Genomic DNA, 24,789 nt, shown 5'->3' on the forward strand with positions numbered 1-24,789 from the left:
AGGATGGAGAACGAAAAACCGGTAAAGCTCGTTCTTCCCGAGGTGAAGAACCCAACCCTGATAGAGGGCTACCCGGGGATAGGGCTGGTGGGACACATAGCGGCCAACTTCTTAGCCAAAGAACTCGGGATGGAGATGATAGGCTACGTTGAGAGTCCGTTCATCCCGCCAATGGCACTCATCCTTGAGGGAAAGCCAAATCCTCCGCTGCGCTTCTACGGAAAAGACAACATAATTGTCGCCGTCGCTGACGTATACGTTCCCCCCACGTTAGTCAATGAGATAGCCTCGGAACTTGTGAACTACCTCAGCGATATGAAAGCCAAGAAAGTCATCTGCATGGGGGGAATTGGAATAGGCTTTTTCAAGGAGCCGCTGGAAGTGTGGGGAGTTGGGAGCAGCGAGGACCTCAACAGGGAACTGGGGGACAACGGTGTAAAGATACTCCAGTACGGCTCAATAATGGGGATGAGCGGAAAGCTCCTCTGGGAAGCAAGCAGGAAGGGACTGAACGCCTACGCGCTCATGGGCGAAACCTTTGGAGACAGGCCCGACCCGAGGGCGGCAGCCAACGTTCTAGAGGTCGTGAAAAAACTCACAAACCTGGACTTCAGCACGGAACCGCTCCTCCAGGAGGCCAGGATGATAGAGGAGCAGCTCAGGAAGATGCACGAGCAGATGGAGCTGGCAAGGCAGAGGGCCGAGAAACAGTACGAGGACATTTACCTGTGAGGTGGGAGCATGGAGGCAGTGGTCATAGCCGGAATCGCGAGACGGGTCCTCGACGACCTGCTGAGGAACCCCTTCAGGACGGTAGAGCTCAGAAGCGCGAGGAACATTTTGGCAGTTGAGGAGGCCCTCGACGAGGCCCTCCGGCTTTTTCTGACCTACGACCCCTTTGAGGACGTTTCCACCGGAACAGAAGGCCTGCTGGCAGAACTCATTGAGGCGAGGGAAATCAACACAAGGATCCCCTGGGAGGAAAGTGACGAAAGGGAAGTAACCGTCTGCAGGGCAAGGGTGAAGCTGGTGGGCCTCGGCAGGGTCGTTGAAGTCGAGAGAAAAGATGGAATCCTCGTGGCAAAGGTGAGGGAACTGTTCCCCCACGAAATGAGCATTGGTTAAAAGAGCCTGAGCTGTTTCCCCCGGGACTTCTTCCCCCCTTTCGGCGGCTGGAGCTTTCTGAATTCCAGCCCCTCCTTCTCCAGGAGTTTTCTGGCCCCGGAAGTTAGAGAAGGCGCGACGAGGATTCCCCGGACGTTCCCGTGCTCCTCTTTGAGGGTCTCGACGTAGCGCTTGAGCTGACTTACCGCGTGCAAATCGGCCCTCCTGCGTTTTAGCTCTAAAACGACGATGTTCCCCTGGCTATCCACCCCAAGAACGTCAACTATGCCGTGCTTTACTGGCTTCTCCCGGTAGAGGGGTTTAAATCCGGGCTCTATGACCTCGGGCTGTTCAAAGATCAGCTCGGCCATCTCGGCCTCGCTTCCGGTGAGGGCGAGCTCCTCGTAGTCTTCAGCATGAAAAACCGTTATGAGGTAAACCTCCTCCAGTTCAACCTCGAGGGTCTCCGGGGGTTTCCGCCGAACGGAAACAAGAACAGGCTTTTCCCGGAGTTCAACGTGGACCACGCTTCCGGGAGGTTGCCAGTTCACGGGTTCCCTCTTTTTGCTCTGGTGAATCAGAAAGGAGCCGTCGGGTTTAACTATTATGACCCTGTCCCCCGAACCGAGCTCGCTCTTGGCCCTGCCGTCGTAGTAAACCCTGCAATGAGCGAAAATCGTGAGTAACGCCTCTGATGAAATCGCCGAATCAACCAGGAGCTTTATTTCCTCTGGAGAAGGATTGGCCCTGAACTCAACCTTAGGCATGGGGAGGAGTTGGAAGGGGGCTATAAAAACTAAACGTTTTTTCAAAGGGGGACGTAAATCAACCGAATCTCTTTCCCGCTCTGAATAATCCGATTACCCCGATGCTCCATCCGACGATGAATCCAAGATAGGTAACTGTCGGGAACTCCCTCCCCGTAATCATTGATACTGCAAATAATCCAATTGCACCCCCGATTGCTCCCGTAGATATCCACATCATCAGGTATCCCCTTTTGAACATGAAACCACCTTGAGTGTTTTGAAGGGACAGACTCGGATTATCCGGTTGTATTGCCGATGTCATTTGAAACCTTTGCTTTCAATGTGCTCCTCGAGATAAATTACTGTCGTCATTGTGACTCCTATGCCAAACGCCCAGCACAATCATAGCCAGTGCTATCACAGGCAACATTACCATGAGCCAAGTTACTTGGGAATTAGCGGAGATGAGCCCAAAGTCCAACAGTGTAGCAAGTAGAAACGCAGTACCCAGGGCAATATATCCCACCCCATAAGCCACCCTGAGTGTTTTTGTTTCGGCACGTTTTATCCTCTCGTTACGGAAAAAATCAAATGCCCAGACCGCCAAACCTATTAAAGTAATCCACCCCCAGACACTCATATAGCCCACCTCCTGCTTGGGTATACAACTTTAAATTAAAAAGCTTTATGCGTAAGTACAGGACAAGGTGTATATACCTCCTATCGCCAGACATACTTTCCAGTACTCACATAATGCTCTTGTACTTGTTGTTGCTGCCAGTAACCCTGCAATACACCCAATACCAGTTCCGCATTCTGCAACGATAGCAACTAGTGAAGCATATGCATATATATAGACGTAGTATATTGACACTACAGGATTTCCACAGTAAATCTTCACAGTAAATAGACCCAAACTAGGAGCATAAAGAAGGTAATCACTATCCATGATCCCACTAATGCCTACTGCTTTCTCTTGCTCATACTCTGGTAGTTTAAGCTTCACCAAGCGCGATAGGTCTCTCAGCTCTTGGGCGCTCTTATCCCAGACCCACTTCGTCACATCGTGCCTTCCAAGCCCCATGAGAACCCTGCCGAGAGTCCAATAATACTCCGAAAGAGTCAAATCGTCAGCAGTAATTATCACGTCACCAACGGGAACAACCCTATCCTCATCATTCGGAGCAATGTTCATCCCAGTTACGAAAACCCTGTACCCACCAGTCTCTGGGTCAGTGAATATCCTCGTAACGAGGGTGAAATTATACCGGCTCTTCTCGGCCCTATAAACAAGGTTGTACATGGTGTAGTTAAAAGTGGCATTATAAGCAGTAACCCTGATAAACAGCAACTGCTCATGCTTCTTCGTCATGTTGTACAGCGTGACTATTGAGACATTATAGTGGTTACTCTCGTTAAGAGCCCCACAAGAACTGGCATTCCGACAGGCGCAGAGGAAATTTGCCAAACCAGTGAGGTTCAACGTTGCATTTACCCAAGTCACGTTCATGTCAAGCTTACCCTTCTCATCGTACCACGCAACTACCGCCCTGCGGAAGGTCACGCTGGAGTTATTCACACCAATCGCCATGGCCTGGGGAGCCGCAATCAACTCCAGACTCAACAGAAGAGCAACGAGGAAAAAGCTAAGAGCAAACTTCCCCCAGTTCACGACCAACACCCCGGCATGTGGTCATCAATAATAGTGGCACAAAACCATATAAACTTTTCTCTCATTAGTTGGAGTGACCAACGTTTTTCCATAGGGTTTTAATTTTCCAGGCATATTAAAACGACAAAAGAGGTTATTTAAAACTGAGAGAGCACAAAAGCATACTCTAACAAGGGATAAAGCGGAACACCCAAACAGAAGAAAGAAAAAAATCAGTCCTCAACGCCCTTCTCGGTTACCGTGAATACCGCCTCGCCCTCTGGCAGGTGCGGGCTGTCTATGAGCCTAGCAACCCTCTTCCCAGCTTTACCCTTCCTCAGATAGATCCTGAGCGTGGCGCTGTGGGCCAGGATGTGGCCACCTACGGGCTTCGTCGGGTCGCCGAAGAAGGCATCGGGCTTTGCCTGAACCTGGTTGGTGACGAAAACCGCTATGTCGTAGAGGTTAGCGAGGCGGTGGAGGTCAGCGAGGTGCTTGGCCAGCTTCTGCTGCCTCTCTGCGAGCGTTCCCCTGCCGACGTACTCGCTCCTGAAGTGGGACGTGAGCGAGTCAACCACCAGGAGCTTTACTGGCCTGTCCGTCTCGGCTTTCTCCTTGATAATCTCCTCGGCTTTTTCAACCAGGAGCATCTGGTGGTTGCTGTTGAAGGCCCTTGCCACGTAAATGTTCTTGAGGACTTCGTCCGGGTTGAGGCCGCGGTTCTCGGCGATCTGCCTTATCCTCTCGGGCCTGAAGGTGTTCTCCGTGTCAATCCAGACCACGGAGCCGTTCAGGCCACCCTCCTCCAGTGGCTTTTGGACTATGACAGCTAAGGTGTGGGCGAGCTGGGTGTTGTGGAGAACGAGGCCGTTGGGAGCTATGAAGTTGTGGGTCTCCGGGATGACGAGGTCATAGACCCAGTCATTGTAGTTGATTACCTCAACTGAGGAGACCTCGTGGAACTCAAGCTTTCTAACGAGAGCTATGGTTTCAAGTGCAAGATTGGCGACCTTTCTCAGCCTCTCGATTTCCTGAATGAGCGCAGAGGCCACCTTTCCCCTCAGCTCAGGCCTCTTTGGAAGGCCCCTCGTGCGGTAATTGGAGACCTGTCTCTCGGTGAACCCGTACTTGAGGAGAGCTGTCCAGGCGAAGGGAAGATCGGGCTTTTCTCCAGCCAGGATTGCCTTTTCCGCTCCATCGAGCCGCTCAAGGGCATCTTTGAAATACTCCTCAATGCGGAAGAGAGTCTTCTCTGTGAACCAGACGTCCTTCTTCCGGGTTAGGATGTGGTAGGCCGTCTCATCGTCCCTCTTCGGGAGGCGGAACTCGGAGTAGAGCCTTCCAAGGAACCTGCCGAGGGCCGGAGGATACCTGCCGATACCGCCTTCTTTCATTTCCCGTGACTTGAGGCGCGCCCTCTCTAAAACCCTTTCAATGACCTTTCTGTCCTCGCCGGTTATGTAAAGCCTGTAGTAAACCTCGTCACCGATCTTCTTTTCGGAGAGCTTTACGGCCGTTCCAAGCCTCTTGAAGAGGAACACCAAGCCGTCGGCGAGTTTCCGGCTCTTCGTGGTCATTTCCACTATCGAGCCGGTGGCGTAGCCATCGCCGTCTATGTAGCCTGCCAGGAAAGCCGCAATTGAATCTTCGTCCGCGTTCAGTATCTCATCAGGGACGGCCTTTGTGAAAGCATTTGAAACCCCCAGTTCGCCGAGCCATTCGGCAGTCTTTTTCCTGAGGAGTATCCTGTAGAGATCCCGCCTTACCTCAACGGTTGGAGTATAGCCGTCGTTCTTTTCGATGAAGCTAACTACCAAGTCCTTCAGCTCCTCGGAGGCAATAGTTATCGAGAGCGGGTTGGAAGTTCCCTCAGCTACGAAGAGCCCGAGGAAGTAGGTCCTCTCTGGATCAATCCCACTGGAGTTCGCTGGAACGCTCCTCACGCCAACAACAATGTCCCCCGGCTTTATTTCCCTCGCTGGGACCCACTGGAGCCCATCCCTGAACACCAGAACGGGGTGAGGAAGGGTCACCCTAAGGGTCTGGCCCGTTGAGAGCTTTATCTCTGCCAGCTTTTCAACCCTTTCACGGTAGATGTAAGCCGCCTTTGTCCGCCTGATTTCTCCAGAGTCAGGATCAAGGGTGTAGACTGAGACAGTTTCCAGTGGAACTGCGTAACCGTTGTCAAAGGGGAGCTCCCCTGACACGGAAGCGTACTTCAGGTACATGTCCTCTATCGTCTCAAAGTGCACAAGGGTGTCGTTCTCGTAGTAAATCCCGGTGTCCCTGGCAAAGCACTTACCGCTACCGAACTCACCGAATACTTCCGTTACCGCCTGTGTTTCGATTCCACCGCCGAGGAGCTTGTCAAGGGCTTTGCTTCCAGTGAAAATCCTGCCGATTGTTGCCCTCTTCTGCAGGTACTCGTCGGCTCGCATGAAGGTCCCTATGTTGGCCGCTTCCCTCGCGGCCTGGATAATCTTCAGGGCGGCGCCCTCGCTTATTCCCGCTATCTCCTTAAGCTCAAGGGGAGAGGCAACTGCTATGGCCTCGATGGTATCGTAACCTGCCTCCCTGAGCTTCTCAGCCGTTGCAGGGCCGACTCCAGGAAGGTCTTCCAGCGTGGTAATCTTGCCGGGAGACTTTGAAGTCTCTTCCTTAGGTTCCTCTTCCTCATCTACCTCAAATTCTTCAAACTCCTCAAGCTCTTTAATTTCATCGCTCTTCTTTCGGGCCATGACCATCACCGCTAACTCGTACCCTGGAAGGGGGTAAATTTGGAGAGTTATATACTTTTCTCAGGGGAAGGGAAAAGGAAGAAAAATCCTGATAAAGCCCAATTACTTCCCAGCAGGCCTCACAACGATTAGTTTGGCCCCCTGAGGAATCGGTTTGTCTAGATCAGGATCAAGAACTGGCCGTTCAAGGTAATAGCCCAGGAGTGTATACCCCCTTCCTCTGAGGTCCCTCAAAACATCCAGATACGGCCTGCCCCATGCCCTCTCATCGATGATAACAGAAATATCGTAACCTCCGGTGGCAGTTGTTATGTCGGCTATAACATCCACCACCTCCGGCTCAAACACTGAACTCGCCAGGAGCCTTCCTGCGAAGTTTCTACTCGGGATTACCTGCTCTGCACCGGCTTGTTTTAGGAGAGTTATGCTCTCCTCCTTGAGGACCTCGACTAAAACCCTCGCCCTGGACATCCTCTTTATCATCAAGGTCGTGAAGACGGCCTTTGAATCATCCTCGAGGGCTAATATAACGTTGGAAGCCCTTTCAACCCCGGCTCTTCTAAGGGTGTCCTCGCTGGTGGGATCCCCGACCAGGACTTCTACCTCCTCAGGAAGTTTCACCTTTTTCTTTTCTTCTTCCTTTGGAAAAACCACCACTATGTCCCCGGGCTTGGCTTCACCCCTGGCTATGGCCAGGAGCAGCTCCTGGACACAGCTCGGAACAGTACTCCCCTCTCCGATGACAACATAATGCTCTGAATACTTCACCCTATGCATCCCCATCATCCTCCTCAAGGACGATGAAACAAAGAGCTCAGCCAGCACCGATACAAGGGCGGTGAAAGTTGAGATCCCAACAACTGCAGCGGCCATCGCAACGACACGGCCGGAGACTGTTTTGGGAGTCACGTCACCATAACCGATGGTGGCCATCGTTATGACCGCCCAGTAGAGAGCCGTGAAAAAATCGACGCCCTCAAAAACCACGAACAGGGCAGGGAACAGGAGGGCAAAGACAACAACTGCACCCGCTATGATAATAACTCGGTTTTTGCTCAATTTAACGTGAAGCCTGAGGAGTCGCTTAACCAGAATCACCGGGATCATGCTTGATAATACAGACCTTCAGATTTAAAAATTTCACTGAAGAACTTTAGAGTACACTGAAGATCGAGTTTTCCAGTGGAAACGTAGGTCTTTTTCGATGAACATCTGAAAGACCCCCCAGAGTTTCATTTCCACTGGAACCAGGATTCGGAAAAAGGACGGGTCAGAGGGGATTTACAAAGATACAGGAACTTTAGCTCTGATTTTATGTATAGAAACCACAGCAAAGTTCAATCGAAGCTTAAATAATTTTTAGAGATGTTCATTTGTTGAGAATATTTTCGGTCAAACATTAGACAATGTTCATAGAAAAAAATAAAAGGGAAAAGTTGCATAGAAGACGGGAGTGTTTTCACCAAAATTAACGATCTCTTTGGGTGTAGCCAAAACCCGCTTCCAGTGGAAACAAAACTCTGGGGGGCTACAGGTCCGTTTAACAATGAGATTTGTTTAAGCGTAGTTGTTTTCCTAAACTTCACATATATGTACCCTAATGAACTTGTTTTCGTGTACATATCCGTCCATTCTTCTTTCATTGGAAATCCTCTCCCCGTGCTTCCGAGATTTTTCAAATGTAAAATATCATGAACATCCATGTGCTTTGGTACTCCCGGTTTCCTGTGAAACAACCGGATTTTTCTCCTGGAGAACCCAGAGGGTATTGGCATGAACTTGTTAAACTACCCTCGTCGTCTGCGGAATAGCCTTCGGATTTTAATCTTCCATGTACATCTTTTGGACAGCTCCGTGACAAGCAAAGAATATAAACCCTTCTAATGGATATCGCCTTGCTTTCCACTGGGCCAAATGTTTCCGGTGGAGACAATCATGATATCCTATGGCAGTCAGGAATTTGCCTTCGCTGTGGTCCGGAATTTGAGATATAACTATCGGGTCTCACTTCCACGGGAGCTCGAATCGGTGAGGGCCATGAACGACTACCTTGGATCGATCTTTGAGAAGTACATTCACGCGAAAAAAATATTCAAGAACAAAGAGGTTCTCCGGCATAGCTACACTCCCAAGGAGCTCCCGCACAGGAAAAAGCAGGTGGAGGATCTCGCCCACATACTTGTCCCTGTTCTCCGTGGTGAAACACCCTCTAACGTCTTTGTCTATGGAAAAACCGGAACTGGAAAAACCGTCACCATCAAGTTCGTTACCGAGGAGCTCAAGAAAATTTCTCAAAAGTACAACGTTCCAGTTGAAGTTATCTACATCAACTGCGAGATTGTGGACACCCAGTACAGGGTTCTCGCGAACATAGTCAACCACTTCAAGGCTGAGAGCGGCGTTGAGATTCCCCTCGTCGGCTGGCCCACCGATGAGGTCTATGCGAAGCTCAAAGAGGTCATAGACGCCCGTGAGCGCTTCGTTATTATCGTTCTGGATGAGATAGACAAACTCGTCAAGAAGAGCGGCGATGATATTTTGTATTCCCTCACGAGGATTAACACCGAGCTTTCTCGGGCCAAGGTTAGCATAATAGGAATCTCCAACGACCTGAAGTTTAAAGAGTATTTAGATGCCAGGGTTCTTTCCAGCCTCAGTGAGGAGGAGATTGTCTTTCCACCCTATGACGCCAACCAGCTTCGTGATATCCTAATGCAACGTGCCGGGGACGCTTTTAACGAGGGTGTCTTGGATGATGCCGTGGTTCCGCTCTGTGCAGCTTTGGCGGCGAGGGAGCACGGTGATGCCAGGCGTGCCCTCGATCTTCTCAGGGTTGCGGGGGAGATAGCCGAGCGGGAGGGGGCTGATAAGGTCACCGAGCGGCACGTGTGGCTCGCCCAGGAGAAGATAGAACAGGATACCATGGAAGAGGTTATCAAGACCCTCCCGCTCCACTCCAAGGTTCTCCTCTATGCCGTGGTTCTCCTCGATGAGAACGGCGATTTGCCAGCGAACACGGGAGACGTTTACTCGGTCTACAAGATGATCTGCGATTACATTGACCTGGATCCCCTCACCCAGAGGCGCGTCAGCGATCTGATAAACGAACTCGATATGCTCGGGATCATTAACGCTAAGGTCGTTAGTAAGGGACGCTACGGCAGAACGAAAGAGATCCGCCTAAACGTCGTTCCCCAAAAGGTGAAGAAGCTCTTTAGCGGGGAAGACCAGCTCAGGCCTCTTTTGGCGGTTGACCTCTCCCGGCAGAGGAGGCTGATATGATGCTCGTTGAGGATTTAATCAAGAATGGCTATCTGATAACTCCCCCGGCTTACTACCTTCTCGAGCCGCACTATAAGAAAGACTTCACCCTGGCGGAGCTCATAAAGTTCGTCAAATCTGCCGGGACCTTCCTAATCGACCTAACCCTTGCAGAGGAATTTCTCAGGGAGAAAGGCTTGGTTTCCGGTGGAGTTGCTGGGGAGATAGAAAACGGAGAATCTCACGTGGAGAAAGAAACTGAGGAATTTACACCCACATCATCTGTAGGTATTCCTTCATCTTCTTCAGACGGCGTTTTACAGGCTTCAGAGTCCTTTTCCAACGAGGACTCCCCTGGCGAGGTAGGGGGTTATGTTTCCACTGGAGAACCCCCGCAATCTGGGGCTTCTGGTGCATCCTCCGAAGTTCTGGAGGCTTACGAAGACCTAAATTATGCCGGGGAGAGTTTTGTTTCCACTGGAAGTGAGGACATCGAAAACCTGCCTGAAGATGGGGTAGATGGTGGAATCACCGAGGACGTTCCAGTGGAAATCCCGGAGTCAGCGGATGAAGAAGATGAAGTTCTTCTGGAGCCTGAGCCGGAAGACGAGTACCTGGATTATTCGAACGGTGAAAACGGGAATGGCGATATTAGTCCAAGGATCGTCTACGGTGACTACGGAATTCCCATTGCCTACGTCGAGGAGGAGGTTCCCGAGGAGGAGACCAGGTCATACTCAGTTTACTCTGATGTCCAAATAACTCCCAAGGAGAACTTCCACTACCTTGCCGCCGAGATCGAAGGGGATTATGCCATTGTTTTTGACGTGAGAAACGTTAAGCTGAACCCGCCAAGGGTTAAGAACACCTCTGGGAAAGAGGGAGAACCCCTGGTCGAGGCTTATCGTTCAATGTTCGGATCCCGCCTTAGGAAGATGAGGCGCATCTTCCGGGAGAATCCCGAAATAGGGGGCATCATAGACATTGGAAAGCTGAGCTATATCAAGCCCGACGATGAGGTAACAGTTGTTGGGCTTGTGAACTCTAAAAAGGAAACCTCAAAGGGCTACGTTTTGGAGATAGAAGATGCCACGGGCATGGTTAAGGTTTTCGTAAACAGGGATCATGAGGATTCCAAGAAGGTAATGGAGATCATGCACGACTCGGTTATAGCCGTTACCGGCAGGTACTCTGGGAGGGGGATGATATTTGCCGAGAAAATTTACCTTCCCGACGTCCCCAAGTTCCGCGGAAAGCACGAACCTCTAAAAGAGAAGGTCTACGCCGTTCTTTTGAGTGATATCCACGTTGGTTCCAAAAAGTTCTGTGAGGAGGCCTTCATTAAGTTCCTCGACTGGTTAAACGGTGACGTCGAGAACGAAGCCCATGCCGAGCTCGTCAGCAGGATAAAGTACATGATCATTGCCGGAGACGTTGTGGACGGCATTGGTATTTATCCCGGACAGTACGATGAGCTGGCAATACCGGATATCTTTGACCAGTACGAGGCTTTGGCTAACCTCCTCCGGAACGTTCCAAAGCATATCCGTATGTTCATCGGGCCCGGTAACCACGATGCGGCCAGAACCGCCGTTCCTCAGCCCGGTTTTTATGAGGAGTACGCGAGGCCAATTTTCAGGCTTAAAAACGCCACTATAATAAGCAATCCTGCTGTGATAAGGCTTCACGGGAGGGACTTCCTCGTGGCCCATGGTAGGGGAATAGAGGATGTAGTCAGTGAGATCCCCAATAGGAGCCACCACAGGCCTGCCGAGGCAATGGTGAACCTCCTAAAACTCCGCCATCTGGCGCCGACCTTTGGCGGGAAAGTCCCCATTGCTCCTGATCCGGATGATCTGCTGGTCATTGAGAGTGTTCCTGATCTCTTCCAGGCTGGCCACGTCCATGTTTTGGAATACCGTATCTACAACGGTGTTTTCGTCATAAACACCGGAACCTGGCAGGCCCAGACCGAGTTCCAGAAGATGGTGAACATAGTCCCAACCCCGGCCAGGGTTCCGATAATAGATGTAGAAACCGCCCGTTTGAGGGCTGTAATCCGGTTTGACCAGTTTTGTGAGGGGGTTTGATTATGGGCTTGATGATTGGTTCCGATGAGGGAGACATAACATTTGTTGGAAAGAAAGGGACATTTATTGCGAGGATTGGAGTCGCTGTTAGCGTTAGCAACAAGTATTTTGATACATATCTTCAAGCATACAGGAAATTTTTTGAGGGGTTAAAAGATGATAGAGGAATAAAAACCCCTCGATGGATTTTTTCATCATCAGATCTTAGAGGATATCTCATTGGAAGGGAGGGAGATCCAACTAAGTACCTGCTTTTTATGAAGAATTTTGTCGACGAAGTCGTTGTCCCCAACAAGGTTACGACAAACTTTGTTTTTGCCTCCTTTGGAGTTAAGGAGGTTTCCATGCCAAATGGTGTTCAAAAAAGTGTCATGGCCTTTTTGAAAAATGTTCTTAAATCGTATTTTGCATATATTCCAGCCTGGGTGGTTGTATCTAGACTCAATAATCCAAAAGCTAAAGCTAAGGTTTACATCGACAACTTCAATCCTTCTCCTAAGACGAAGGCGTGGGATGAACTTTTGAAACATGTGGCTGAACTTAAAATAATCCCGAATGGGGATAAAGTTAATCCCTTGGTTTCTACTGCAGATCTTCTCTTAAGGTATATCAAAGAAAGTATCCTGCTTTCAAAATGGAGACTTGATGTGGACACTCTTATTAGAAATCTGCCTTCTCTAGGATTCCCTGTGGAGCTGCTGAAAGTCTATCATGTTGGTAAAAAGGCTCTGTCCAAAATAGTGCCCACCTCTACTGAAAACGATATTCTTCCCCAGAACTGGTATCCTCGTCCCCTAATTTATGTCATAAAAGAGGACTTGTTCCAGAAGGATGAGGAACAGCGTTTGATTGAACAATCTCCTGTGTTTGAATACCTTCTGAGGCACGCCTCTAAAGTTGGTGGTTCGATTAAGTTCCTTGCACTTCAGGGAGGAAGTGGTGGAGACATCGATGATCTCCGTAAAAATGGGGGAATTGTTGTTTCTTTAGGACCACATGGCTCAGGGATGGGGGAATATCTTGTTCGTCTCGGTTTCCCTGTGACTCACCTGCAGATATCAGAGCTTGTCTCTAAATACGGGGGTTGAGCTTGATGGCACGAAATCTTTATATAGCCCTGCTGTCAATAATAACATGGGGATACCGCCAGACTAGGTGGTATCCTTTGGTATTGAGCTATACCTTGTTATTTATTTTATCCCAGTTCTTCAGAACGTACTCCTGCTCTCTTCTTAAATCCGAGGTGGTAAACATGACTGAACTCTACTCACCCGAAATGAAGGCCTACTTCGAGTCCCTCCAGCGCGAGATTGACAGGGCCTACGAGATAGCGAGAAGGGCCCGCTCCCAGGGCAAAGACCCCAGCCTGGACGTTGAGGTTCCTCAGGCTACTGACATGGCCGGTCGTGTCGAGAGCCTTGTTGGGCCGCCAGGCGTTGCCGAGCGCATAAGGGCGCTTGTGAAAGAATACGGGAAAGAGATAGCCGCCCTGAAGATTGTGGACGAGATAATCGATGGCAAGTTCGGTGATTTTGGGAGCAAGGAGAAGTATGCGGAGCAGGCGGTAAGAACAGCCCTCGCGATCCTCACGGAGGGCATAGTTTCTGCCCCGCTTGAGGGAATAGCCGACGTTAAAATAAAACGCAACGAGTGGGCCGACAACAGCGAATACCTTGCCCTCTATTATGCTGGCCCGATAAGGAGTTCCGGCGGAACAGCTCAAGCCCTCAGCGTCCTCGTTGGTGACTATGTGAGGAGGAAGCTCGGTCTTGATCGTTTCAAGCCGAGCGAGAAGCACGTGGAGCGTATGGTTGAAGAGGTAGACCTCTACCACCGCACCGTTTCAAGGTTGCAGTACCACCCGGAGGCCGATGAGGTAAGGCTCGCCATGAAGAACATCCCAATCGAGATAACTGGCGAAGAAACGGACAAGGTCGAGGTCTCCCACAGGAACGTCCCCGGCGTTGAGACAAACCACCTGCGCGGCGGTGCAATCCTCGTTTTGGCCGAGGGCGTTCTCCAGAAGGCGAAGAAGCTGGTTAAATACATAGACAAGATGGGCATCGACGGCTGGGAGTGGATAAAGGAGTTTGTGGAAGCCAAGGAAAGTGGCGAGGCTGAAGAAAAGCACTCAGCTGGTTCCACGGCCGAGGAAGCTGGTGGTGAGGTAATTAAGGAGAAGGTCGAGAAGGGCTTTTATTACGAGCTCTACGAGCGCTTTAAGGCCAACATTGCGCCCAACAAGAAGTACACGAAGGAGATAATCGGTGGTAGGCCCCTCTTTGCCGAGCCTTCTACAAACGGCGGCTTCCGTCTTCGCTATGGGAGGAGCCGCGTCAGTGGTTTCGCCACCTGGAGCGTCAACCCCGCAACCATGCTCCTCCTCGACGAGTTCATAGCGATTGGAACGCAGATGAAAACTGAAAGACCCGGCAAGGGCTGTGTCGTAACCCCGGCAACAACAATCGAAGGGCCGGTTGTTAAGCTCAAGAACGGCTCCGTGGTTAAGGTTGACGACTACGAGACGGCCCTTAAGGTGAGGAACGAGGTTGAGGAGATCCTCTACGTTGGCGATGCCTTAGTTAACTTCGGCGACTTCTTTGAGAACAACCAGACGCTCCTCCCTGCAAACTACGTTGAGGAATGGTGGGTTCAGGAACTGGTCAGGGCCATGGCGGAAACCTACGAGGTCGAGCTCAAACCCTTCGAGGAAAATTCAAGGGAAGCTGTTGAAGAGGCGGCGGAGTACATTGAGATTGATCCCGACTTCCTGTGGAACCTCCTCCGCGATCCGCTCCGCGTCAGGCCGAGCGTGGAGGAGGCGATACACCTCTCCAAGGTTCTCGATATCCCCCTCCACCCCTACTACACCCTCTACTGGAACACCCTCAAACCTGAGGAGGTTGAGGAGCTTCAAAAAGCCCTTTTGAAAGCCCAGATCGAGTGGGACGAGTTCAGAAAGATAAAGTTCGCGAGGAAGGTAATAGTTGATAACGACGCCAAAATCAAGCGCTATCTCGAGCTTTTGGGCCTCCCGCACAGGCTTGAGCGCACCGAAGACCGCAAAAAGGTCATCGTAGTTGACTACCCGTGGGCCGCGGCCCTGCTGACCCCCCTCGGAAACCTCGGGTGGGAGTTCAGGGCAAAGCCCTTCTTCACAGTCATTGACATAATCAATGAGAACAACGGGATAAAGCTCCGGGATAGAGGAATAAGCTGGCTCGGTGCAAGAATGGGCAGGCCGGAGAAGGCCAAGGAGAGGAGGATGAAACCGCCGGTTCAGGTGCTCTTCCCGATAGGCCTCGCCGGGGGTTCGAGCAGGGACATCAAGAAGGCCGCCGAGGGGGGTAAGGTAGCGAGCGTCGAGATAGCCTTCTTCAAATGCCCCAAATGCGGCCACGTTGGGCCCGAGCACCTCTGCCCGGTCTGCGGGACGAGGAAGGAGCTCCTCTGGCACTGCCCCAGGTGCAACGTGGATTACCCTGAGGGCGAGGCAGAGGAATTTGACTTCCGCTGTCCAAAGTGTGAAGTCGAGCTCAAACCCTACGCGAAGAGGACGATAAAGCCGTCGGAGCTGCTCAGACAGGCCATGGACAACGTGAAAGTCTACGGCATAGACAGGCTTAAAGGCGTCCAGGGCATGACCTCCGGCTACAAGATGGCCGAGCCCCTGGAGAAGGGCATCTTGAGGGTGAAGAACGACATCTACGTCTTTAAAGATGGCACAATCCGTTTTGACGCCACCGATGCCCCCATAACACACTTCAAGCCCAAGGAGATTGGAGTAAGCGTCGAAAAGCTCCGCGAGCTTGGCTACACCCACGACTTCGAGGGAAAGCCCCTCGAGAGGGACGACCAGATAGTCGAGCTGAAGGTTCAGGATGTGATACTCTCGTATGAGGCAGGAAAATACCTCCTCAAGGTGGCGCGCTTTGTTGATGACCTCCTTGAGAAGTTCTACGGCCTTCCGAGGTTCTACAACGCGGAAAAGATGGAAGACCTGATAGGGCATCTCGTCATAGGCCTTGCCCCCCACACTTCAGCTGGGATCATCGGGAGGATAATCGGCTTCTCCGACGTTTTAGTGGGCTATGCCCACCCGTACTATCACGCGGCGAAGAGGAGGAACTGTTTCCCGGGCGATACGAGAATTCTCGTCCAGATTAATGGCAGACCTGTTAGAATTACGCTCCGTGAGCTTTACGACCTCTTCGATGATGAGAGCTACGAGAACATGGCCTACGTCCGGAGAAAGCCCAAGGTGGACGTTAAGGTTTACTCCTTTGACCCAGAAAGCGGCAAAGTTGTCCTAACTGACATCGAGGAGGTCATAAAGGCGCCGTCAACGGACCATCTGATAAGGTTCGAGCTTGAGCTGGGAAGGAGCTTTGAGACAACCGTTGATCACCCCGTGCTCGTCTATGAAGACGGAAAGTTCGTGGAGAAGAGGGCTTTTGAGGTTAAAGAAGGCGAGGTTATGGGTATTATCATTGGGGGTGAGCTTAATCTCCTGCGTGTTGAACAAGTTCGTTATGTTAAGCCTAGAGATAACTTTGTGTTCTCTTTGAATGCAAAAATGTATCACAATGTGATAATAAACGAAAATATTATAACGCATCAGTGCGACGGGGACGAGGACAGTGTAATGTTACTTCTGGATGTACTTTTGAACTTTTCACGTTACTATCTGCCCGAGAAGCGCGGCGGCAAGATGGACGCCCCCCTCGTCGTTACCACACGCCTTGACCCCAGGGAGGTTGACAGCGAGGTTCACAACATGGACGTCGTCCGCTATTATCCCCTTGAGTTCTATAAGGCCACCTACGAGCTGAAATCGCCCAAGGAGGTAAAGGTCATCGAGCGCGTGGAGGACAGGCTTGGAAAGCCAGAGATGTACGAGGGCATAAAGTTCACCCACGACACCGATGACATCGGCCTGGGGCCAAAAATGAGCCTTTACAAACAGCTCGGCGACATGGAGGAGAAGGTTGAGAAACAGCTGGCCCTGGCAGAACGGATCCGCGCCGTTGATGAGCACCACGTTGCAGAGACGATACTCAACTCCCACATAATCCCCGATTTAAGGGGCAACCTCAGGAGTTTCACGAGGCAGGAGTTCCGCTGTGTGAAGTGCAACACGAAGTACCGGAGGCCGCCCATGAGCGGGACGTGTCCAAAGTGCGGCGGAAAGATAGTCCTCACCGTCAGCAAGGGCGCCATTGAGAAGTACCTCTCAACGGCCAAGATGCTGGTTACTAAATACAACGTCCCCAGCTATACGAAGCAGAGGATATGCATGACCGAGAAGGACATAAGGACGCTCTTCGAGACCGTCTTTCCGGAGAAGCAGAGAACTCTCATGGGCTTTTCCGCGGACATCTGCGAGAGGATGATACAGGAGAGGACTGGCAGTTCGAACGGAGCCAGCGGCTACCTCGACGGGTTCAACGGAAAGAACGGGAACGCCTTAAAAGGGGAGAAACCCGCGGACAAGGGTGAAGGGAGTTCAGAGCCCCAAAAAAGCTCCGGAATAAAAACAGCACTCTCCGCCGGCTCAGGAAAAACTTCCTCTAAGGCCCGTGCTCCCGAAAAGAAGGACGTGAGTAAAAGCACAAAGAAAAAGAGGAAGGGGATTAGCCTCGATGAGTTCTTCGGTTCGTGAGGCTTCTTTGTTCCTTTTGGTCTATCTGCGATAGGCATATATACCACAAAACCGCACACTTTTTGATGGAAGCCGGCTTCAAGCTCCTCCCCAGCGTTGCTTATCTACGCGTCCAGAGGCAGGCCTTCGTAGGTTACTCCATGCCCCTGGCTGGCTGGATAGGGGAGTATCTGGTGAACTACCAAAAGCTTCCGAGGCCGAACTTCCTCTGGAGGGCCGTGAAAAAGCTGGGCTTCTCTTTTGCCGGGGAGGATAAGGACGACCACTCCATAACCCAGTTCTTCACGAAGGGGCCGGTTTCCCTGAGCGCCAGCTGGGACGTTGAGAAGGAAAGCCTCTTCCTCCAGCTTTTCCCCCTCCGTTCCAGGCTCTCCCGCGGTCTGACGGTGAGGGCGGAGAACATAGAGTTCTACGACCAGTACGTGGTTGTGATAGAGCCAGCGGTAAAGCTGCCCCCTGGGGTCAGGGGTATAGGGATAAACGCGCTCATCCTTGAGGACTTCTACCCGACCGAGACCCCCTACTGGGGGCTTTTGCACGAGGACTGGGAGAACGAGCTCAACCTTGTGGTCATGCGCGATGAAGTCTACGAGAGGCTCCACCGCGAGGAGTACCGCTGTCCGGTCTGCTTCTCGCCGTTGAGCGAGGAGAACGGCGTTTTGAAGTGCTCAAAGTGCGGTTTCACCTATGCCCCGGAGAACGAGTTTGAAAGGGTCATTGAGGAGTTTTCCCTGGAGGATTTCGCGTTTTAGCGGGCTTTTTGCGGTCCCGGGATTTTTGGGATATCGAGGGGTTTTATCTAGTGGGGGCAGAACGACCGGTAATGGAGGGTAACACCGGCCACGCCGTGGACAGAACGACAGGAAAACATCAAAAGCGGCAGAGACCGCCTGCTCCACCGCCCCCTCATACCCCATTCCGGGGTCGTTACGGGGAACAGGCGAGAGGTCCTTATTAACGCTACTGTCCCTGGTTCTATTTGAGATGAACCCCTTAATAAAGATTTCGTCTGTGGCTGTGCTCGGGGCGTTACACCGTGTATCGCCCGCCATCAAAAGGTATTTATTGCGGGGCGTGTTAAATTGCACGGGTGTGTAAAATGGAAAGGCGATTTATCGAGAGCCCCCGCTTTCCAATCTGGGAGGTCAATGAGAAGAGCCTCAAAGAGAAGGGGCCCGGGAGGCCACCCTACTGGGAAATGGTCTTCTACTGGACGAGGAAACCCCTCATCGGCGCAAGGGCCGTTATAGCGGGCGCCCTCCTGCCCGAGAGCATCGATGAAAAACGCTTCAAGACACTCATCGGCCTGCACGAGAAAACGCCCCACCGCACCAACCCCAGGATACCTCCCGACCTGCAGGAGTACTTCAGGGGCAAGAAGCTCCTCGACCCCTTCGCCGGCTTTGGTTCCATCCCCCTCGAGGGGCTCCGCCTTGGGCTGGACGTTACTGCTGTGGATTTGCTCCCGACGACGTACGTGTTTTTGAAAGCTGTGCTTGAATACCCGAAGAAGTTTGGAAAAACGCTCGTGAAGGACGTCGAGAAGTGGGGCAACTGGGTTACCGAGCAGCTCAGGAACGACCCTGATATAAAGGAACTCTACGACGGTGACACCGCTGTCTACATCGGCACCTGGGAGGTGAAGTGCCCCCACTGTGGCCGGTTCACCCCGGCGATTGGCAACTACTGGCTCGCCCGCGTAAAGGACGGGAAGAGCTACACGAGGCTCGCCTACATGGTGCCCGAGGGGAACGGTGGGGAGGTTGTAATCAGGGTAATCGACCTCAACAGAGTCTTTGGGGATGTTTCTGGTGCTGTGGTGGACACGGACACAGGGGAGATTGTCTTCGAGGGCGAGCTTTACGTGAGGAAAGTCCTGGATGCCGTGAAGAATGGGAAGCTGAAGGAGGGCGACTTCAGGGTCGAGGGGAAGAAGGTGGTCTTCAAAGTACCGAAGGCGAACATCGAAAGTAGAAAGAGCCAGCTCACCTGCCTCGCCTGCGGCAACGTCATCAGGTATGCGGACGAAAGCGGGAGGCATTACACGGAGGGCGGGAAAAACAGGGAGTTCTACGTGAAGTTTGCACTGAAGAGGTACAACGAGGGGGACGAGGGTTTTGCGCGCCCGAGGCCCCTCGTGAAGGTGAAGGTCAATGGGAAGGACTTGACTTTCGAGCCAGCAGGAAAAGACGACGAGGAAAAACTTCTGAAGGCAAAGGAGAAGGTCAGACAAATGCTCGAAAGCGGTGACCCGGACATACCGGTGGAGCCGATACCGGAGTATGAATCGAGAAGCATATGGACAATCTCCTACGGCTTTGACAAGTTCTACAAGCTCTTCAACCCGCGCCAGCTCCTCACGCTCGTGAAGCTCACGAAATTTATCCACGAGGCGGGCAAGAGGGTTGAGGAGGAGAAGCTGCGGGAGGGCTGGGGTAAGGAGGAGGCCTTCGAGTACGCTGAGGCGGTGGCGACGTATTTGGCGATGGCGCTGGTGAGGTATAGTGAACACACTTCACTGGCGACCCCGTGGACATCTTCTACAGGATTTGGTTCGGTTTTGGCCTTGAAGCCCGCGAATATCATGTCATACCGTGGAATTTCTATGATATGGAATTGGTGCGAAACAATTCCAAATATAAACTTTGCTGGAAGCTATGCACGTGGAATCGAGACCAACGTCGAAGCCCTCTCCTACCTCACTTCCGCCGTCTCCAACAGCTCTGGCGAAGTCAGAGTCCTCCTCGACGACGCCACCATGCTTGGTAAGTTGGGCAATGAAAAGTTCGATGTTATCGTCACCGACCCGCCTTACGCTGACGATGTCCCCTACGCAGAGCTCACCGACTTCTACTATGTTTGGCTGAAGAGGGCCCTCAGCGACTCGGATGGAAAGAGGTTGCTCCCGAGGTTCCACTCCACGGCCTTCTTCAAGCAGGTTGGGCCAAAATGGGTGGAAATAAAGACGCAGTGGCAGGAGTTTGCAAAGAAGGAAGTCTCTATCAATGCGGGCCGCTTTGAGGGGGAGGAAAACAGGAAGGAGAGGGCCGCCGAGCACTTCGAGAACCTCTTTGCTCAGGCGTTTGTGGCGATGCGTGAGCACCTCAGGGACGATGGAATAATCGTCACTTATTACGCGCACACTGACCCGGAGAGCTGGGCGAACCTGGTTGAGGCCGGCTGGAAGAGGGCGAAGCTCCAGATAACGCGGGCCATCCCGCTGAACACTGAGTCGGAAACAAGCATCGTGAGCCGGGGCAAGCTCAGCTTGGACACGTCGATTGTTGCCGTCTGGCGGAAGCCCGCCGGGGAGAGAAAGCCTGTGCAGGTTTCGGCGCTCGGCAACGAGATGGACGCAAAGGCAAGGGAGTCGGCGAAGGAGTTCCTCCGGTATGGTTACAGGGGCCTCGACCTGCTCTACGGCGTCATGGCGGCCGTGCTTGAAGAGGTGACGAAGTATTCAGAAGTGCTCTCTCCAAAGGGCCCGCTTTCGACGGGGGAGCTCCTCAAAGGCTACGTTTACCCTGCGACGATAAGGGGCATCATCGGGGCCATCGCCGAGGTTGAGGGGGGCCAGGCGGTAACCTCGAACGAGGCGGTCTTTTATACAGCCTACAAGGTGCTCTTCGGCAACAGTGCCCTCAGCCCCAACGACATAGTCCTCCTCAACCTCGCGACCTTCACGGACGCCAGTGGCCTCATAAAGGCGGGTGTACTGAAGGAGAAGGGCTCGGCAAGCAAAAAGGAGTTCACACTTTATACGCCCGACCTGCTCGGGAAGAAGGCCCTCGATGCCAGGGAGTTCCAGAAGTTCCTTTACGAGAAGGGCCTCAACCCCCTCGAGCCCGAACCCGGGAACGCGGTTGACGTCCTCCAGCTCCTCGAATATTATGCCCTGCTCGGAAAGTCCCGCCTTGAGGAGGTCATCGAGAAGCTCAGGAGGAAGTGGGGCGCCGAAGTTGAAGAAGCCCTCGCGGTCGCAAAGCTCGTGGGTGAGTATTACACCGCCGTTTATGGCCGGTTACTGAGCCCGCTGGGGGAGGTAATAAAGGCCGATGAAAGGGCCATTGAGAAGGAACTCGAAGAGGACGGCCACTTTGAGGTTCTCCTCATGAGGAGGCTCACCAGGTACGTGAGGGGTGAGGGACTATGAGGTTTGGCCCCTTTGAAGTCTGGGACGATGTTCTTGATGAAACCCTCGACATGCAGGTCGCCCCGGAACTCGGGGACGTCGTGAGCGGTAACGCCCACAGGGTCTACACCGACTCAAAGGAGTTTTTCAGAAGGACTTACTTTACGGATGCTATGCTTGATGTTCTTGACAAGATCATAAGGACCCTCGAGGGCCGCGAGAGGCACAACATCTTCCTCATTTACTCCCTCTTCGGCGGCGGTAAGACCCACACGCTCCTCACTGTCTACCACGCCTTCAGGGACCCCGAAGCTATGCTCGACCCTGAAGTCCTTGCCGGCCACGACCCCGAGAAGAGGGAGAAAATAAAAAACCTGGCGGAGAGGATAAAGGCGCTCGGCGGCGTCAAAATCGTTACCGTTTACGGTAAGGGCAGGCTCGGCCAGCCGAGCAAGCCCCTCGAGGTCGGGCCGTACAGTGTGAAGACGGTCTGGGGTTACATTGCCCACTCCCTCGGGAAGTACTCTATCGTTGAAAAGAACGATGAAAACGCCACCGTGCCCGATGTTGATACTTTGAGAAAACTTTTTGATAGGAAGGTTGTTCTCCTCGTTGACGAGGTCGTGGACTACTTCGACAACCTTTACAACTCCGGGAACGAGGACGACAGGCGTTATGCAAATAATGTTGACAACTTCTTTGACAGGCTTGCCACGGCCCTGCTCGGCTCAAGCAGTGCGATGGTCATGACGTTGCCGATGGAAAAGAAGGAGGGGGTCTTTGAAGTCGAGAAGGAGTACAACAGGGAAGTCGTCATGGCCATCTGGTCGGCCGTCAGCAGGGTCGGGGGCTCGGAGCTTTACTCCCCGATGAGGACTTCCGGGGCGGGCAACGAGCTCGTTGAAGTCCTCAAAAAGAGGATTTTCAGGGGGATTGACGACGGGGAAAGGATAAAGACCCTGACCAGAATGCACTCCGAGCTCAGCAATAAAGAAATCTTTGGCGACGCGCACAACCTCGAGGACGAGCTGAGGAGGAGTTACCCGTTCCACCCGGAGTACGTGGATATACTCAGGACGATAATCGAGAGGGCCGGCCTTCAGAGGACGAGGGACATGCTCAGGATCACGAGGATTGTCATGAGGGAAATTGTTGACAGGTATAAGAAAACGGGCTTCGTCCCCTCGATGGTAATGCCCCACCACATCGACCTCAGGAATGAGAAGCTCAGGGGCCTGCTGTTCGGCAAGAGCGAGACCTTCATGGATTACGCCACCATCGTTGACACCGACATTGAGGGGAGCAAGTTCAAAGACTTCTCCAAGCCCGGGCTCGCTGAGATAGTCCTCAAGTACGTCTTCTTGAAAACATACTCATTCGACTCGCCAGTCCCCCTGCCCGGCTTCCCCACGCCGGATTCAATCGCGAGGGGCGTTTATGAACTAAACGAGTTTGACGCCAACGGATGGCTCCCGACCGACATCAAGGACACTGTCGACGAGATAATGTCGAGTGTCCGCTTTGTTTACCTCAACAAAAAGGACAGGGTTCTCTGGTTCTGGCGCATTGCCAACGTGGCCCAGATGGTGGAGAGCAGGGCAAGGGAGCTTCTCGAAATGCGCTTTGGAGAAGTGTGGAACGAGCTCGTCGAGCACGTGAACAAGATAGTCAGGGAGAGAAAGAGCATTACTACAACGAGGGGTAGGGGCGCGAAAATCGAGGATCACGTGACGTTCTTCAGGGAGCAGTACATCGTCGTGGCGAAGGAGCCGGAGGAGTTCAACGACACCCCAGATTACAAGCTCCATGTGCTTGTGAGGGACGACGTTGATGAGAGAACTCTGAGAAAACTGATTTACGCTTATGGGACCGGTACGAGGACTTACAGGAATACCGTTGTCGTCTGTTATCCGGTTGAGGGAAGCTTTAGGCATCTCCTCGAGACGACGGCGAGGATAATGGCCTGCAACGAGGTCATCAGGGACATCAACGTCAAGTACGGCCAGTTCGGTGAGGAAGTTGTCAAGATACAGACGAACATGGTGAAGGACATCGAGGGCAAGGCCCGCGAAGACCTTGAGGCACAGATTGTGAACTCCTTCAGGCAGGTGGCTTATCCGGAGAACGACGATGTCCGCATCACCAGGGCCCAGTCCAGCTCAAAGTCGGTCGTTGAGAACGTTTACTCCACCCTGCTCAGCAAGGGCAAGATTGTTAACGAGTTCGACTTTGAATGGCTCGTTGATACCCTCAGGGACGTCGGCGTTGAAGTTCTGAGGCCCGAAGGCTACAGGGTCTCGGAGCTCATTGCAATAATAAGAACCAACACGCGCCTGCCGATGATTGAGGACAGCCACATCAGCGGGGCCATAAAGAACGCAATTCGTGACCTGAAGATTGGCCTTGAGCGCGATGGGGAAGTGTTCTTCAAGAAGGTTGACAACGAGGTCCCCACATCCGAGGAGGAGGGCAACCCGCCCAATGCCGTTGAGCCGAGTGACATAATCCTGCCGAGGGAAACCGCCCTCCACAGGCAGGTCTGCAGTCTACTGAAAAATGAGAAGGACTTAATCGTGCCGAGGGAGGATAAGGACTTCAGGGTGAAGACGTGGTACGAGGTTTATTCGTTATCCTCGGAGATTGGAATTCCATTGAAGAGCATTGTAACGGGCGGAAACGACTGCAGGGTAAAGGATGAATACTTCGACATGGTCCTCTGGGGCCACATTGTTGAGAGGAGGGAGGAAACGCCGGTAACAGAGGGTGAATTCGAGCTTGAGATTGGAGTGCCCCAGGTGAAGGAGAAGCCGGGGAAGCCGGTTCAGCTTGAGGTAACGGTCGTGCCCCTCGGAAGGGACTCTTTCACGGTGGAGCTCTCGGTGACCCGTGGGGAGCTCGACTCCGATGAAGTTAAGCTTGAAGGCGGAAAACCGGCAAAGGTTACCTGGACAATAATCATGCCCGAGACGAAGACAACCGCAACGATTGAAGGACGGAGCCCCAAGAGGACGCGTTACCTGGACGTGGGTTTAATCCCCGACCTTGGCAAGAAAATCGTTGAAACTGATACCCTCAAGGAGGAGCACAAGGGCATGTTCCTGACTTCAATCCTTGGCATTGAGGACGTTGAGACGCTGAGCCTTGTCCCCGAGAACGTTAAGGGCACCGTAAGCGGAAGCCTGAGGATTGACAGGCCGCTTTGGGAGGGCCGCTTTGAGGGTGTGGAGAAGGAGGTGCTTGCGTATCTCGTGAGGGAGACGGAGGAATTACTCGGTGGAAAAGCAAATCTTGAGGCTGATCTCAGCCTCTCGGAGGAAGTGGTGGTCGATGACCTCCTCTTCGAAAAGCTCAGGCCTTTGAACGGGAAGGTTTTGTTCAGGCTCAGGAAGGAGGAGGGTTGAA

Annotated in this window: 14 protein-coding genes; 9 read left to right on the plus strand and 5 right to left on the minus strand. The window is 52.5% G+C overall.

Going from position 1 to position 24,789, the window contains the following annotated elements:
• Positions 1–3: 3 nt before the first annotated feature.
• Both ACZ47M_RS00575 and ACZ47M_RS00580 read left to right on the plus strand, forming a co-directional pair.
• Positions 4–732: a proteasome assembly chaperone family protein gene (locus ACZ47M_RS00575; protein ID WP_315343174.1), complete on the plus strand. Its 729-nt coding sequence runs from the start codon at positions 4–6 to the stop codon at positions 730–732.
• A gap of 9 nt (positions 733–741) precedes the next feature.
• Complete coding sequence (locus tag ACZ47M_RS00580; protein WP_315343175.1) at positions 742–1,125, plus strand: DUF473 domain-containing protein; 384 nt, start codon at positions 742–744, stop codon at positions 1,123–1,125.
• Here the strand turns inward: ACZ47M_RS00580 and nucS are convergent.
• The 5 genes from nucS to ACZ47M_RS00605 form a co-directional block, all read right to left on the minus strand.
• Positions 1,122–1,871, minus strand: a complete 750-nt coding sequence (gene nucS / locus ACZ47M_RS00585; RefSeq protein WP_315343177.1) for an endonuclease NucS — start codon at positions 1,869–1,871, stop codon at positions 1,122–1,124. The genes ACZ47M_RS00580 and nucS overlap by 4 nt on opposite strands.
• 58 nt (positions 1,872–1,929) lie before the next feature.
• The gene (locus ACZ47M_RS00590) at positions 1,930–2,112 is read right to left on the minus strand and encodes a hypothetical protein (protein ID WP_315343180.1); all 183 of its coding nucleotides are present in this window, start codon (positions 2,110–2,112) and stop codon (positions 1,930–1,932) included.
• Positions 2,113–2,538: 426 nt separating this feature from the next.
• Positions 2,539–3,525, minus strand: coding sequence for a hypothetical protein (locus ACZ47M_RS00595; protein WP_315343182.1), 987 nt, complete (start codon positions 3,523–3,525; stop codon positions 2,539–2,541).
• 212 nt (positions 3,526–3,737) lie between these two features.
• Positions 3,738–6,242 (minus strand): DNA repair and recombination protein RadA, encoded by a 2,505-nt coding sequence (gene radA, locus ACZ47M_RS00600; protein WP_315343314.1) that lies wholly within the window; start codon positions 6,240–6,242, stop codon positions 3,738–3,740.
• Between the two features lie 102 nt (positions 6,243–6,344).
• The gene (locus ACZ47M_RS00605) at positions 6,345–7,349 is read right to left on the minus strand and encodes a potassium channel family protein (RefSeq protein WP_315343183.1); all 1,005 of its coding nucleotides are present in this window, start codon (positions 7,347–7,349) and stop codon (positions 6,345–6,347) included.
• Between the two features lie 930 nt (positions 7,350–8,279).
• Between ACZ47M_RS00605 and ACZ47M_RS00610 the strand changes: the two genes are divergently transcribed.
• The 7 genes from ACZ47M_RS00610 (at position 8,280) to ACZ47M_RS00640 (ending at position 24,788) form a co-directional block, all read left to right on the plus strand.
• A complete protein-coding gene (locus tag ACZ47M_RS00610; RefSeq protein WP_315343316.1) occupies positions 8,280–9,524 on the plus strand; it encodes an ORC1-type DNA replication protein in 1,245 nt (414 codons plus the stop codon).
• Positions 9,521–11,593 carry a DNA-directed DNA polymerase II small subunit gene (locus ACZ47M_RS00615; RefSeq protein WP_315343185.1) on the plus strand — a complete coding sequence of 691 codons (2,073 nt, stop codon included), beginning with the start codon at positions 9,521–9,523 and terminating at the stop codon, positions 11,591–11,593. The genes ACZ47M_RS00610 and ACZ47M_RS00615 overlap by 4 nt, the downstream gene beginning before the upstream one ends.
• A gap of 2 nt (positions 11,594–11,595) precedes the next feature.
• Positions 11,596–12,681: a DUF8203 domain-containing protein gene (locus ACZ47M_RS00620; protein ID WP_315343186.1), complete on the plus strand. Its 1,086-nt coding sequence runs from the start codon at positions 11,596–11,598 to the stop codon at positions 12,679–12,681.
• Positions 12,682–12,845: 164 nt separating this feature from the next.
• Positions 12,846–17,255: a DNA-directed DNA polymerase II large subunit gene (locus ACZ47M_RS00625; protein ID WP_315343188.1), complete on the plus strand. Its 4,410-nt coding sequence runs from the start codon at positions 12,846–12,848 to the stop codon at positions 17,253–17,255.
• A 65-nt stretch (positions 17,256–17,320) separates the two neighbouring features.
• Positions 17,321–18,007 (plus strand): hypothetical protein, encoded by a 687-nt coding sequence (locus ACZ47M_RS00630; RefSeq protein WP_315343190.1) that lies wholly within the window; start codon positions 17,321–17,323, stop codon positions 18,005–18,007.
• A 347-nt stretch (positions 18,008–18,354) separates the two neighbouring features.
• The gene (locus tag ACZ47M_RS00635; RefSeq protein WP_315343191.1) at positions 18,355–21,408 is read left to right on the plus strand and encodes a DUF1156 domain-containing protein; all 3,054 of its coding nucleotides are present in this window, start codon (positions 18,355–18,357) and stop codon (positions 21,406–21,408) included.
• The gene (locus ACZ47M_RS00640) at positions 21,405–24,788 is read left to right on the plus strand and encodes an ATP-binding protein (protein WP_315343193.1); all 3,384 of its coding nucleotides are present in this window, start codon (positions 21,405–21,407) and stop codon (positions 24,786–24,788) included. Before ACZ47M_RS00635 ends, ACZ47M_RS00640 begins: the two co-directional genes overlap by 4 nt.
• Position 24,789: the final 1 nt, after the last annotated feature.

It is taken from the genome of Thermococcus waiotapuensis, assembly GCF_055384795.1.

Excerpts from the sequence above, each read along its gene's own strand:
- ACZ47M_RS00610 (WP_315343316.1), top strand. The coding sequence starts at position 8,280 with ATGAACGACTACCTTGGATCGATCTTTGAGAAGTACATTCACGCGAAA.
- ACZ47M_RS00625 (WP_315343188.1), top strand. The coding sequence starts at position 12,846 with ATGACTGAACTCTACTCACCCGAAATGAAGGCCTACTTCGAGTCCCTC.
- ACZ47M_RS00635 (WP_315343191.1), top strand. The coding sequence starts at position 18,355 with ATGGAAAGGCGATTTATCGAGAGCCCCCGCTTTCCAATCTGGGAGGTC.
- ACZ47M_RS00615 (WP_315343185.1), top strand. The coding sequence starts at position 9,521 with ATGATGCTCGTTGAGGATTTAATCAAGAATGGCTATCTGATAACTCCC.
- ACZ47M_RS00590 (WP_315343180.1), bottom strand. The coding sequence starts at position 2,112 with ATGTTCAAAAGGGGATACCTGATGATGTGGATATCTACGGGAGCAATC.
- nucS (WP_315343177.1), bottom strand. The coding sequence starts at position 1,871 with ATGCCTAAGGTTGAGTTCAGGGCCAATCCTTCTCCAGAGGAAATAAAG.
- ACZ47M_RS00575 (WP_315343174.1), top strand. The coding sequence starts at position 4 with ATGGAGAACGAAAAACCGGTAAAGCTCGTTCTTCCCGAGGTGAAGAAC.
- ACZ47M_RS00605 (WP_315343183.1), bottom strand. The coding sequence starts at position 7,349 with ATGATCCCGGTGATTCTGGTTAAGCGACTCCTCAGGCTTCACGTTAAA.
- ACZ47M_RS00630 (WP_315343190.1), top strand. The coding sequence starts at position 17,321 with ATGGAAGCCGGCTTCAAGCTCCTCCCCAGCGTTGCTTATCTACGCGTC.
- radA (WP_315343314.1), bottom strand. The coding sequence starts at position 6,242 with ATGGCCCGAAAGAAGAGCGATGAAATTAAAGAGCTTGAGGAGTTTGAA.
- ACZ47M_RS00580 (WP_315343175.1), top strand. The coding sequence starts at position 742 with ATGGAGGCAGTGGTCATAGCCGGAATCGCGAGACGGGTCCTCGACGAC.
- ACZ47M_RS00640 (WP_315343193.1), top strand. The coding sequence starts at position 21,405 with ATGAGGTTTGGCCCCTTTGAAGTCTGGGACGATGTTCTTGATGAAACC.
- ACZ47M_RS00620 (WP_315343186.1), top strand. The coding sequence starts at position 11,596 with ATGGGCTTGATGATTGGTTCCGATGAGGGAGACATAACATTTGTTGGA.